Source organism: Siminovitchia fordii DSM 16014 = CIP 108821 (genome assembly GCF_000374565.1).
GTDB classification, from domain to species: Bacteria; Bacillota; Bacilli; order Bacillales; family Bacillaceae_C; genus Siminovitchia; species Siminovitchia fordii.
On the sequence record NZ_KB894690.1, the window covers coordinates 114,930 to 128,271 of the forward strand.

At 41.8% G+C, this 13,342-nt stretch carries 10 protein-coding genes; 6 read left to right on the forward strand and 4 right to left on the reverse strand.

The features are described 5' to 3' along the window. Nucleotides 1–268: 268 nt before the first annotated feature. Both C509_RS0110420 and C509_RS0110425 read left to right on the forward strand, forming a co-directional pair. Complete coding sequence (locus C509_RS0110420; RefSeq protein WP_018706877.1) at nucleotides 269–1,318, forward strand: TDT family transporter; 1,050 nt, start codon at nucleotides 269–271, stop codon at nucleotides 1,316–1,318. Nucleotides 1,319–1,339: 21 nt separating this feature from the next. Further along, nucleotides 1,340–3,232 carry an ABC-F family ATP-binding cassette domain-containing protein gene (locus tag C509_RS0110425; protein ID WP_033370019.1) on the forward strand — a complete coding sequence of 631 codons (1,893 nt, stop codon included), beginning with the start codon at nucleotides 1,340–1,342 and terminating at the stop codon, nucleotides 3,230–3,232. 56 nt (nucleotides 3,233–3,288) lie between these two features. Here the strand turns inward: C509_RS0110425 and C509_RS0110430 are convergent, their stop codons facing one another. From C509_RS0110430 to C509_RS0110440, 3 genes are all read right to left on the reverse strand, one after another. Then, nucleotides 3,289–4,485 carry an MFS transporter gene (locus C509_RS0110430; RefSeq protein WP_018706879.1) on the reverse strand — a complete coding sequence of 399 codons (1,197 nt, stop codon included), beginning with the start codon at nucleotides 4,483–4,485 and terminating at the stop codon, nucleotides 3,289–3,291. A 165-nt stretch (nucleotides 4,486–4,650) separates the two neighbouring features. Further along, the gene (locus tag C509_RS0110435) at nucleotides 4,651–6,027 is read right to left on the reverse strand and encodes a vWA domain-containing protein (RefSeq protein ID WP_018706880.1); all 1,377 of its coding nucleotides are present in this window, start codon (nucleotides 6,025–6,027) and stop codon (nucleotides 4,651–4,653) included. A gap of 874 nt (nucleotides 6,028–6,901) precedes the next feature. After that, on the reverse strand, nucleotides 6,902–8,242 hold the full coding sequence (locus tag C509_RS0110440; protein WP_018706881.1) for a uracil-xanthine permease family protein: 1,341 nt from the start codon (nucleotides 8,240–8,242) through the stop codon (nucleotides 6,902–6,904). Between the two features lie 176 nt (nucleotides 8,243–8,418). Between C509_RS0110440 and C509_RS0110445 the strand changes: the two genes are divergently transcribed. Then, a complete protein-coding gene (locus C509_RS0110445; RefSeq protein WP_018706882.1) occupies nucleotides 8,419–9,393 on the forward strand; it encodes an aromatic ring-hydroxylating oxygenase subunit alpha in 975 nt (324 codons plus the stop codon). A 609-nt stretch (nucleotides 9,394–10,002) separates the two neighbouring features. Continuing rightward, nucleotides 10,003–10,257: a hypothetical protein gene (locus C509_RS0110450; protein ID WP_018706883.1), complete on the forward strand. Its 255-nt coding sequence runs from the start codon at nucleotides 10,003–10,005 to the stop codon at nucleotides 10,255–10,257. A gap of 524 nt (nucleotides 10,258–10,781) precedes the next feature. Here the strand turns inward: C509_RS0110450 and C509_RS0110455 are convergent. Then, nucleotides 10,782–11,561: a DUF2268 domain-containing putative Zn-dependent protease gene (locus tag C509_RS0110455; RefSeq protein WP_018706884.1), complete on the reverse strand. Its 780-nt coding sequence runs from the start codon at nucleotides 11,559–11,561 to the stop codon at nucleotides 10,782–10,784. Between the two features lie 271 nt (nucleotides 11,562–11,832). On the opposite strand from C509_RS0110455, the gene C509_RS0110460 reads away from it, so the two are divergent. Next, nucleotides 11,833–12,282, forward strand: a complete 450-nt coding sequence (locus tag C509_RS0110460; protein ID WP_018706885.1) for a GNAT family N-acetyltransferase — start codon at nucleotides 11,833–11,835, stop codon at nucleotides 12,280–12,282. 131 nt (nucleotides 12,283–12,413) lie between these two features. Continuing rightward, on the forward strand, nucleotides 12,414–13,127 hold the full coding sequence (locus tag C509_RS0110465; protein ID WP_018706886.1) for a class I SAM-dependent methyltransferase: 714 nt from the start codon (nucleotides 12,414–12,416) through the stop codon (nucleotides 13,125–13,127). Nucleotides 13,128–13,342: the final 215 nt, after the last annotated feature.

Genomic DNA, 13,342 nt, shown 5'->3' on the forward strand with positions numbered 1-13,342 from the left:
TTGTTTTTTTATTAGCAAAAAATGACAAGTGGTTGAAGGGGTTTCAGCTAATTCGCTCGCTGATGAAAGCTCCAAAGCCATTTCGAGTGTTCCTTCGTAATTCAATTACCAAAAGGGCTCTCAAAAGCATTTCATGAGGGCTGGTATAAAAGAAAACCAGTGAAATCAATCGGCTTATGATGTATGTTGAATTTTTCCAAATTCGGGTTAAAGCAGATACCTCAAATTTAAATTATAATAAAACCATCAATCAGTGAGGAAATTTTCCATGGTTTTTGTACTTATTGCACTTGCAGCTGTTATAAACCTTGTATTTTATCGGAAAAAAATAAATTTAAACACCGGGTTTATGGCGGTTGTCATGACATTGGGCATTATCAATTTCGGTGTTCTTCATTTGTCTGTTAACCATTCTTTTATAACTATTGTTTTCTATTATGTGACTTTTATCATTTGGGTTACGTTTTGGATGAATATCCTTGCAGCACTTTCTAATCATTCTTTTGCTGAAAGGCATATTCGTTCTGAAATCAACCGTTTCACGATTGGAACATGGATTGCCGGTACTTCCATATTTATTGTTTTAACGTACATTTATGGTATAGCCGGTCACGGTTGGGTGAACGTGCTTGCGCTTTTGAATGTTGTCCTTTGGTTAAGTTATCTCGGAATGTCCTTTTACACTATCCGAATTGGACTCAGGAAATGGAAACATACCATTTTGTCCGGGAATCTTTTTTTGACAACAGTTAGTACACAGTCCGTTGCAATTATGCTGCGGACTGTTTTTCCGGGATTCAATGTAGGCTTAATCTTAATAATCATCAGCTTGAGACTCATTTTTTACATGATCAGCTTTTTATTGATCATCAGCCATTTCTCAATCCGCCACTGGAATGCAATGAATTGCATTTTTCACGGTGCTTTATCTATCACCTGCGTGGCTTTGCTGTATAATGATATAATCCTAAATATCCATGCCCTTGCTTTTTGGTCAGTGGTTTTTGCCGTGTTTATGATTGTGGAAATGATGGAGCTTATCATTTTGTTTGCTATGCTGAAAAAACATCATTTTATGGAAGTCTTATTCAAAAGCAATATTTCACATTGGAGCCGTTTGTTTACTTTCGGGATGTTTTATACCTTCACTTCTATGCTTGAATTTAAGCAGGGGATCGTGGAATCAGTAAAAAATGGCTTTCTATCATTTTTATTTATCACTATTTTATTATTATTATTGATAGAGCTAGTATCTTTAGGAATTTCATTATACCGTAAAGCTTCTAAGCCGGAAGCAGGCCGGATGCCGGCAGGATAATATTTGAAAGGGGCTGTCATCATGCTGACAGTTGAGCATTTACATAAGTCATATGGGGATAAAATTCTTTTTGAGGACATAAACTGCACCATCCAAGACCGGGAGCGGATTGGACTAATTGGCATAAATGGCACGGGCAAATCAAGCTTTTTAAAAATTATTGCCGGCATTGAGGCACCGGATCAGGGGGAAATCAATCATGCCAAGGATTACAGAATTGAATATTTGGCACAGGATCCGGTTCTTGATGCTGATTTAACGGTTATAGAGCAAATCTATTATGGAGAAGCGGATATTATGAAGGCGATGCGCCAATATGAACAGGCACTTGAAAGGCTGGAACGTGAGCCGGAAAGTGAAAAGGTGCAAGCGTTTCTGTTTTCCATGCAGCAGAAAATGGATGAACTGGAGGCTTGGGATGCCAGTGCCCAAGCGAAAACCATTCTGACAAAGCTCGGTATCAAGCATTTTAATCAAAAGGTTGGTTCTTTATCTGGAGGTCAGAAGAAGCGCGTGGCCATTGCAAAAGCTTTGATTCAGCCTGCCAATCTGTTGATTCTTGATGAGCCGACGAACCATCTTGACAATGGAACGATTGAATGGTTGGAAAAATATTTGGCAAGCTACCCAGGTGCCCTGTTACTTGTAACTCATGACCGCTACTTCCTTAATCGTGTGACTAACCGAATCTATGAGTTGGATAACGGACAATTATATGCCTATGAAGGAAATTATGAACTTTTTCTTGAAAAGAAGGCGGAGCGTGAAGCCGAAGAACGGGCAAACGAGCAAAAACACGCAAATACACTCAGAAGGGAATTGGCCTGGCTGCAGCGCGGTGCGCGGGCCCGTTCCACAAAACAAAAGGCTCGTATTGAACGGATTGAAGTGATGCAGGACCACAAATTCAATACAAAAAAAGAGGAAGCAGCTTTCCAGGTTGGAACAAGCAGGCTCGGTAAAAAGGTCATTGAACTGAAGGGAATAGAAAAAAGCCTTGATGGCAGAGAGCTGATCAGCTCTTTTGATTATTTGCTTAAACCAGGTGACAAGATTGGAATTATTGGCCCCAATGGTGCTGGAAAAACGACACTATTAAATATCATGGTCAAGCGGATCAAGCCGGATGCCGGAGATATTGAAACGGGTGAAACCGTTAAAATTGGCTACTACACACAAGGGGATGAGGAGTTGGATGACGATCAGCGTGTCATCGATTATATAAAAGAGACAGCTCATGTCATCCATACAAAAAATGGAGATTTCATTACAGCTGAACAGATGCTGGAGCGCTTCCTCTTTACCCGGTCAGCTCAGTGGACATACATCCGAAAGCTTTCCGGAGGAGAAAAGCGGAGGCTTTATTTGCTGAAAGTGCTCATGACAGAGCCAAATGTGCTTTTCTTGGATGAGCCGACCAATGATTTGGATACACAAACCCTTGGGGTTCTGGAGGAGTATCTGGAAAATTTCCCTGGAGTCGTTGTCGCTGTTTCGCATGACCGTTACTTCCTTGACCGTGTAGTGGACCGTCTGCTAGTTTTTCAGGGTGGCGGCATAATTGCGGAATTTTTCGGCAATTACTCCGAGTATCTGGAAGATGTTCCGCAGGTATCACAATCTTCAACAGTGGAAAAACCGTTGCCGGACAAACCGAAAACGGAAACCAAAAAGCCAATTAAGTTAAGCTATAAAGATCAAAGGGAATGGGAAGTCATCGAAGAAGAGATTGCTGCCCTTGAAGAAAAAATCGAACAGCTTGGCAAACAGATTGTTGAGGCAGGAAGCGATTCGATGAAAGTACAGGAACTTTTTCAGGAACAGCAGGAGACGGAAGCAGCACTGGAAAAGAAAATGGAGCGCTGGGAAGAACTATCGTTGATGATTGAAGAGATTGAGAATAGCCGGACTTGAAAAAGAGCCGGTGGAACATGAAATGTTAAGTTCCACCGGCTTTTTTAGAATCGAAGTCAGGAAGAAACCGATTCTTTTATTTTTTTACTTTTTTCTGCTTGAGGCTTCCAAATAATAGAGAAAATTAGAGCGAGAAGCCCTAGTGCTCCCGATAGATAAAATGCTCCTCCAATCCCGGCGTAAGAGTTTAACATACCTCCTAAAAACGGTCCGACAAACATGCCGACTGCATAAAGCGCCTGGTAAACCCCCATGGCCGTTGCTCTTTTTTGTTGAGGAATCGTTTCAATCGCCATCGCCAAAAGAACCGGATAAAGAAGACCTAATGAAAATCCATTTAATCCTTGTAATATACAAAGCATCAGCTTTGTTTTTACGAACGGTATCAAAACGGTAAACAGAGCAACGGATCCAAATGCACTTTGTAGAGTCCTCCACTTGCCGAGGCGAGGGACAAACCATTTACCGGTTAAAATGGTTGAGACCGCATGCGGAACCATGAAGGAAATGACAATAAGACTGATTTGATTTGCTTCAAACCCAATTTTCAAGGCGTAGTCAGAAGTGAATCCAAACATTGTTGTGAAGAGGATACCGTGAGCAACGATGGACAGCGCCGATACTTTCAACAGGACCGGTTCCAAAAAGACGGAAGACAAAGCCATTAGTTGGATTGGCTCTCTATCTATTTTATCCGGCGATTCAAAGATGAACATGGAAAGAAGCAGGCCGGCTAAGCTAATGATTCCGCCAATCCAAAAAGGGGCGTTCCAACCCCAATAGTCAACGATGGAACCACTGACAACCATCCCGAAAAATTGGGCCAAAACTACGACGAGTGATATGCTTCCCATGGCTCTGGCTATTTGCTGGTCTGAAAAATAACTTGAATATAAGACCGAGAAGACTACCCATGTGGCCGCAGCAAGGCCGGCAATCGAACGGGCTGCAAGAATCCATCCTAAATGATCCGTCGTCGCGAAGATGAGACAGCTGAGTACACTGAGAAACAGCCCCATCACGATAAACGGTTTCCGCCATTTGAGAAGGTCCGAGATGATTCCTACAGGCATTCTAAATAGAAGCTGCATGACTCCATAGCTTCCCAAAACCAAGCCGATAAAGGAATATCTTCCTCCCTGTGACTCGATATATGGGGCTAAAACGGGAACATAAATAAAATGCGAAACCCAGAAGAGAAACGATACAATTAAAAAGAGAAGATTTCCTCGAGTAGCCGGTGACGCATTCAACCGATCACTTCCTAACCAATCTGGGACATGCCAGGATTTTCCCCGGTTGTCCGTTATATTTTTCTCTCTATTAGAACAATTCACAACCTATACTTATTGTAGGTTGTACAATCGAATTAGTAAATCGAAAAAACATCAGCAGTTTGTCCTGCTGATGTTTTAAGGTTAGTCTTCCTCATTCTTCAGTTTCTCTCGCTCTTCCCTTGCTTTATCCCTGACTTCTTCTCTATTTTGATAGCCCTTTTCCCTGAGTTCATCTCTTAAAGGCAAAGCAATACTTGTGACATATTGTCGTAAGGCTCTCCCACGTATACTGGAATTTAGGCTGGACTTATTGGTGCTTCCCAAAAATTTTTCATACGCATAGGGAAGCAGTTCCCTAAAGCGCTCTTCCTCCTGCCGTGTAAGCTTCTTCATCTCGATTTCCTTTTGCAAAAGCGCTTCGACTCTTTCGTTCTGAGACTTCATATAATGGCTGGTGTTCTCGTTTCGCCACTCGAGCCATTGAGAGCGGAGAGCATGGTTTTCTTGTTCAAAAAATTTCTTGAATTCTTGTTGGGAACGGACGGTCGCATATTCGCCTTTCCCCGCTTCAGCGACTTTTTTAAGCGCTTTTTGCCCTTGGTCATCCACATCAAAACCAATAATATTGATAACTGCCTGAATATTGCTTTCCGTCAACTCTTTGGCTGCCTTGACGGGATCCCCATCACATGTCTCGACTCCATCGCTGACGACGTAAATGATATTTTCTACGTTTTCCCCTGACTGCTTTTCCAAATCCGACTTGGATGATTCAATGGCAGCCGCCAAAGGCGTCCATCCGGCAGGAGAAAATTGATCCAATGCTTTTAGGAAGTCTTGCTTGTCATACGGAGCAAAGGGGTATACTTCCTCTATGCTGCTGCAGGAACGTTCTTTGTCTTCGTCACTGCCAGTGCCTTCATGGCCATAAGCCCTCAACGACACATTGACCCCCTCTGGAAGTTCATCCAGAAATGATTTGACAGCATCTTTGGCCATCTTCATTTTTTCCGTACCATCAATCGGAGCTCTCATACTACCGCTTGCATCGAATAAGATTTGAACATTGATTTGTTTTTCTTCAGGTACCTCCATTTGACTCGATTTGCCGTCAGGCTGTTCGGTTGGCCCATCAAAAGAGGTGTCGAAACCTTCGAAAAACTCCATAAAAGGCCGATAATCTTCAGCAATCAATGCAGCAATTCGGGAGTAGTAGTCGAGTCGTTCTTCCCCTTCCGGAAACTGATCGATCAGCTGCTTGACAGCCTTTTCATCATAATTGTTGCCGCTGTACGGACCGGGCTCCAACCGAACCATTTCTTCCGGATTTTCCGTAGCGTATTTCTGATAATCGTCCGTTTTTATTTCCTTCGCTTCCTGTGAAACTTCTTCGCTCCGCTCAACGTCCGGCTCTTGAGACGTCGAAGGAGAACTATCCTCCTCCTTCTTGGACGATTGCGAACAACCTCCCACCATAAGGATGAATAACAGTAACATTAGAAACCAATTTTTTGCCATATAATCCTCCTCGTATTCTTGGATAATTAATTACTATTATATTTAAACTCTATCCTTTTGTAAGGCCTCTGGTAAAAATAGCAATGGTAACGGGAATTACTCTCTACTTTTGAGATTTACTCTTTCACTTTGGAGATTTACTCTCTACTTTTGAGATTTACTCTTCACTTTCGAGAAATACTCTTCACTTTCGAGAAATACTCTCTACTTTCGAGATTTACTCTTCGCTTTCGAGAAATACTCTCTACTTTTGAGATTTACTCTTCACTTTTGAGAAATACTCTCTACTTTTGAGATTTACTCTTCGCTTTTCGAAAAATACTCTTCACTTTCGAGAAATACTCTCTACTTTCGAGATTTACTCTTCGCTTTCGAGAAATACTCTCTACTTTTGAGATTTACTCTTCACTTTTCGAAAAATACTCTTCACTTTCGAGAAATACTCTCTACTTTTGAGATTTACTCTTCACTTTCGAGAAATACTCTTCACTTTTCGAGAAATACTCTTTACTTTTCGAGAAATACTCTCTACTTTTGAGAAATACTCTCTACTTTTGAAAAATACTCTTCACTTTTCGAGAAATACTCTTCACTTTTCGAAAAATACTCTTCACTATAGAAATTTACTCTTCGCTTTTGAGATTTACTCTTCACTTTCGAGAAATACTCTCTACTTTTGAGATTTACTCTTCACTTTCGAGAAATATTCTTCACTTTTGAGATTTACTCTTGCGATCAGCCTTAAGATGTAAGACTTTTTCAAAGTGGAGCGGACTACCGGAATGCTCGGATAGGTCATCTTAGCCTTGGTCCTGAATTATTCTATTTGGAAACTAAGCAAAAAAGAAACCCGGCATCGACCGGGCTTCTTCGATTAAAGAGCTTCTTTTACGTTTTCCGTTTCTGCTTCTTTTTTCGTTGATGGAATTAATAGGTTCAAAATTACTGTGGCAAGAGCCCCAACTGTAATCCCTGATGATAGGATATAATTAGCCCAATCCGGGACAGTACTTAGTACTTCTTTCGGTAAAACAGTCACTGCAGTCGTCATTAAAATCGGTACACCAATTATGATCATATTGCGGTCATCGATATGAATCGGTTGGATTACCTTCATCCCGTTGGTCACAATGGCCACGCAAACGATACCAAATATACCATTGATGACCGGCTCGGGAATACATGTGATGGCTGTTGAAAGCTTTGGAATTAAGCCAAGGAAGACAAGAATAAGCCCGCTCACGATAACAACCATGCGGCTTGCCACACCAGTGATCGCAAGAAGACCGGCGTTGGAAGAGTATCCTGTCATTGGCGTACTTCCGAACAATGAACCGACAAAGCAGCCAAGCCCTTCACCGGCAGAAGCGCGGTTCAGCCGGGGTTCATCCAGTTCTTCTCCTGTAATAGAGGATACGACAAACCATGTTCCGGTTGTTTCCATCAATATAATTAGATAGACAAGGATCATTGTGATGATGGCGTTCATATCAAATACAGGTTTTCCGAATGGAAAAAAAGATGGAAGTGAGAACCAGCTTGCCTCTTTTACCGGAGAAAAATCTATGCTTCCAAAGAAGCTGGCAGTAATGGTTCCGACAATAATGGCTACAATGACGGATACTAGTCTGAAAAAAGTCCCCAATTTCGCCAATCTTCGCCCCAGCAGCATACAAACGACGAGTACACCTGCGGAAACAGAGGCAACAATGACATTATCCCCGATGTTCCCTTCCGCCAGGAAAATATTATTCAGTCCGGTGGGCATCAAGGAAATACCTACAATAATGATGACGGTCCCACCGACAAGAGGCGGAATAATTTTTCTGACTGCCTTAGCGAATATTTTTAATGGGTAGCCAAGAAGAGTAATAATAATAGCGCCGGGAATCAGACTTCCGGCAATGGCACCGAGCCCTAGTTTGCTGCCAATAGCGGCAATAGCACCGATAGGTACATAGGAAGGCCCCTGGACAACAGGCAGCTTGATTCCGGCTCCCGTTTGAATCAATGTAGCCAATCCGGTTGCGAGAAAACACATTTGAACAAAAAAGGATGTGTTTTGAGCGCTTAAAGAGAGCAGTCCAGCGATAATAATTGGTGCTATATATAAATCCATTGCGAGTACATGCTGCAAGCCAAGAACAAAGGCTTTGGGATAACTGACTTTATCGTCTACGCCAATAATGATGCTGCTTTCTGACTTTTTTTCCAATCGTATCGCTCCCTGCTTTTCCATTTTAAAGTTTATTAATGAATTATATATAAAAAGTAATCGCTTGTATATGTGAAATGCGAACATTAACACAAAACATACACAATTAGTTCGTGTTTAACTCAGGGAATTGATTAAAATAAGAATTATGATTTGTGTTGAGGAGGATTTTAAACATGTTGCAGGATAAAGTGCTGCAGGAAGACTGGCTCGTCGCCTGCCGATCACAAGATGTAAAAGAGAAGCCGATCCAGGTCATATTAATGGGAGAGCGCCTGGCGATCTTTAGAAACAGTAATGGCATCCATGCGTTTAAGGATCTTTGCATCCATCGGGGAGCAGCTTTGTCATTGGGAGAGGTTAAAAACGATTGCCTTGTTTGCCCTTATCATGCATGGGAATATGATGAGAGCGGCAACTGTATTAAAATTCCACAGTTACCGGAAGGAAAGCCCATTCCCAAAAAGGCTAAAGCGGTCCGATATGCTTGTGTAGAGAAATATGGTTTCATCTGGGTGAATCTCGCAGGCAATCAGCCGGAATTTTTCCCATATCCTGAAATGGATGGAACCCAATTCCGCAATGTTATTTGGGGACCGCAGGAAGTACAGGCCAAGCCGCCCCGTATCATTGAAAATTTTCTTGATGTCGGTCATCTGGCTGTTGTCCATCAGGGTTACTTAGGAACGGAAACCCATCGTGAAATAGAAAATTATAAAGTTCATCAGAAAGACGGACGAATATATTCTGATGAAATTGCTATTTTTCAACCGGATCCAGACGGCTCAGGACAAGCGAAATATGTTTATTACACCTACGAAATCCTTCGCCCTTTCACCGTGCGTTTTACAAAAAGGGATCGTGAAAATGATACGCTCATGACCATTTTGCTGACTGTCCGCCCCGTGGATGAAGAGACTTCCATTGCCTATGGCATTTTATCATTCAACTATGAAACAGGGTTATCTGATGAGGAGATCGTCGCATTCCAGGATGAAATTTTCTCACAAGACAAGCCAATCGTCCAAAATCAAAAACCTGAAGAACTCCCGCTTGATCTTCAAGTGGAGCTGTCTCTTGTTTCCGACCGTGTAAGCATTGCTTATAGACAGTATTTAAAGGAACTCGGAGTTGTACTAGGAACTGCATAATAATAATAAGCTCCCACTGCTTGTATTTTGCGCGGGAGTTTTTTTATTGTATAGGAAATTAAAAACCGTTTAGGTTCGTTGTTACTTAACATTTATTTGTGCTACGTCCGGCTCCGATGGACAGGACGTCCTAGTGCCGCAGGAGCCACAGGAAGTGGCGGTTTTAGGCGGCCAGGCGCCATCGGCTCGAGGTCATAAGCCTGCGATGAAGCTAATCAGGAAGAATGTGCTCCTGAGCCATAGTTTATTCGAGGAAGCGCAGTTCACCTCGTCGCAAAGCTGCATGAAGTATATTAAAGGAAGTTGCACATGATGTGATTGAAGTTAATTGCTTCCCTATGGTGGCTGAAAAGCTCCCTCATCAAAATTCGACTTGTGCTTGTCGCGTAAGGCTGCACACCTTGCGCTTTTCTTATTTTGCATAAATTTAGCATCAAAGCGAAGCTTCAATTAGATAAGAGATTAAGCCGACTTGGAAAGTCCAGCAATCATATTGCCCCGAATCCTTCAAGCTTTGCCAAAAGAGGCCATACTTCTAGTGCTTGTATCCTTTATGTCTATAAGATTCTCACATAAGATGTTATAGACTTCAAAGGAGGGAGATATCAAATGTCGGTTGAACACTATCATTCATTGTGTCACAGACATATGGGGAGAGCAGTAGAAATTAGAACTCGCGATGGGAGATTCCACAGGGGCATTATTAGGCATGTTTCTCCCCACAGAGTCTATTTAGAGCCGATAGGCCCTAGAAGAGGCGGTTTCGGCTATGGCTTTGGCGGATTTGGATATGGCTGGTGGGGTTTTGGTGCGGGTATTGCCCTGGGCTTTATTGCCGGAATTTCTTTACTTTGGTGGTGGTAGTTATTGCCCAACCCATTATATGAGGGCGGTCCAACTAGCACAATGCTAGTTGGACTGTTTATCTTTTATAAAGATTTGAAAGTATAAAATTTGACCAATCCTTAAATTCAAAAGCTAGTAGGTGTTATCTCTAGCTCCGAGGGACAGGAAGTACTAGTACAAGCGAAGCGACAGGTTGTCGCATCCTGATCCTGCCGAAGCCACAGAGAACTAGGAAAGCTTCGAGAGCGTACATCGCACGAAGGAAAAGCTTCAGCTTTTTCGGGGATGTCGCGAACTGAAGCGGCGACGTGCAGGACGCACTAGTGCCACCGAAGCGACAGGATGTCGCGAACTGAGGCGGCCAGGCCCAATCGGCTCAAGGTCAACAAGCTTCAAAGAAGCACATGTTTCCCTCGTTGCAAAGCTGCATGAAGAAAAAACGGAGATGTTTCTTACGATGTGATTGGAATCAGCTGTTTTACTGTGATGGCTGAGGAACTGCCTCCTCGAATTTCGACTAAGCCTGCACGCCTTGCACTTTTCTAATATGCAAAGCTTACAAATTTTTCAGAATGTATGCTTAGCAGATCTTTGCTTGATAACCCTTTAGATTCCATATATTGATTCACTAAGTAATATCCGACGCAGTAACCTGCCATTTTGGGGTACGAACGCAGGCCATACATTATGTCCTGATGTTTGGCGCTCACTTTCAAAGTACTTCTGTTAGGGTATACCAATCTTCTCCATATTTTCTTCAATTCTTCATTTGAATAGTAGGAGGTCCAGTTGGACATAAATTCCGCTCCAAATCTTTCACGGACAGCATTTTCAGCCATGCCTTCCAAAATAATGGTATCTAGTAATACATATTCTTCTTCGTCTTTATGATATTTGGATAAGCGGCAAGCATGATTATATTCATGCGTAAATAATGACCTGATTTCTGCCTCATTATTTTCTTCAGAGACAAACAGGAATAATTTATCCTTAAAAGCCAGCCCTGACTTCCCGCGAAATTCCTGGTTTAAGATTTCATTAGTTGTATCTGACGGAAAAATAAAAACCGGGATTCTTGGACCTTCCCAAACCTTTTGAAGTTTCATTTTTTCATCTTGTACAATGTCCCATACTTTATTTTCCTTTAATTTTTTTACCGCAAAGCTTCCAGTTTTTTGAGGAGTATACATTCCATGGAAAGTTAAGTAATCATAAATTTCGGAGGCGGAAGCCCCATCAAAATGAATTTTTATCTTTTCACATATTTTTACAGGGTCATCGTATAGATCGGACAACCATCTGTCTGTTCTCATCACGCTCATATCAACCATCCTTATCAGCTCGCCATTTAACATACAGTATGCATTGATCATATATGAGTTGCGCAAAGGTTTTTACCAACATCGCCAGAGTTATGGTTTGGCGGCTTCCCATAAACATCTCTTTTGAATACCATATATCAGATTTCAGATAGGCAGTCTTTACAACAAATGCGGGACTGAAAAGTGAGCAGGAGATTATTAGGCTGCGGAATATTTAAATTCACTGCTTAAACGAACATGGTAAACCGGGAAGAAAGGAGTTGAAATGTCGATGACCATTAGAAAAGCCAGTAGACGCGAGACCCAAAAGATATTGGATTATTCTCTGCAAGTATTAAAAGAAGCAACAATGGGGCATGTAAAACCTAGTAAAGAAAAAGCCAGTGAAATGGTGGCTCCAATTTTGGGTGGAGGGGGATTCTACCTCGTTCATGTTGAAAATAACGTTGTTCAGGGCTGGATTGGTGTAGGAAGTACATTGGACTATCACACAGATGAAATCGTCGGGGTTCTTCCGGAAATATACGTGCTTCCTCAATACCGTAAGCGGGGTATCGCAGAAAAGCTGTGCAATGAAGCATTAAAGCATCTTCAAGAAGAGGGCTTTAAAAGGGTACAGTTAAATGTGTTTGAAGGAAACCCCTCGAAATATCTATGCCAAAAACTCGGCTTTCAAGAAATAGTCATATTAATGGAGAAGAAGTTGGATAACGACAATTAGTCATACAAACACCTCCCATATTTAAAAGAAGTTCCTTAGTCGCTGATCAGAACTTTCTTCTTTTTCTCTGGGGCATTTGCTCCCCTCTTGAATACCATAAAAGAGACTTCAAAAAAAAGGGCGGGAATGAATTGGAGACCACATATTTAAATTGCTTGGCCTTATTCGGGGTTGGAGGTGCTCATCCCGGCGGTCTTAACCTTACAAGAAGGGTTTTATCCAAAGAAAAAATTAATGGTGACTCAAAAATTCTTGATGTCGGTTGTGGTACAGGGCAAACCTCTGCATATATAGCAAAGCAATATGGATGTCATGTAACAGCATTAGATAACAACAGGATCATGTTGGAAAAAGCCGGAAAAAGGTTCCAATCTATGAATCTTCCGGTAGAAATCCAGCATGGCAGCGCTGAAAACCTCCCCTTTCAAAATGATACATTCGATTTCATATTATCCGAATCCGTCACTGCATTTACAGACGTAACAAAAACAGTTCCAGAATATAACCGTGTCTTAAAGGCAAATGGGGTATTACTTGCCATTGAAATGGTTCGAAACACTGATGTTTCCGAGAATCAAATGCAGGAGATCTTGGACTTTTATGGGGTTAAACAATTACTTGATGAACAGGAGTGGCGTACCCATTTTGAAAAAGCTGGATTTAATCACATCGAAATGGAAGAAGTTGAACTCCACCCTGATATTCATAAAATAGAAGTTTCCAATGATTACTCACTTTCAACGCATATTGACCCTTCGTTCTATGAGGTTTTTGAGAAACATCATCATTTGTCGATTGTTTATAAGGATGTTTTAGGCTGTGGTGTATTCAGATGCAGTATTTGAAACTGCCTGTTAAAAACTCTCGCTGTGATGCTCAGCGGGAGTTTTTCCTTTCCTAGAAGTACACTGCCTTTCTCAGTGCATTTCTTTCCGAACTTTTTGACTTTCAGGAAGTGTGTCTGAAAATGAACGTCCCTGAAAGGGAAGGGACCGCAGCTGTTTTAAAGTAGCTTTTACAGGTGGTTGTATAGGAACACCGGAAAAAACAATAAAGTGTT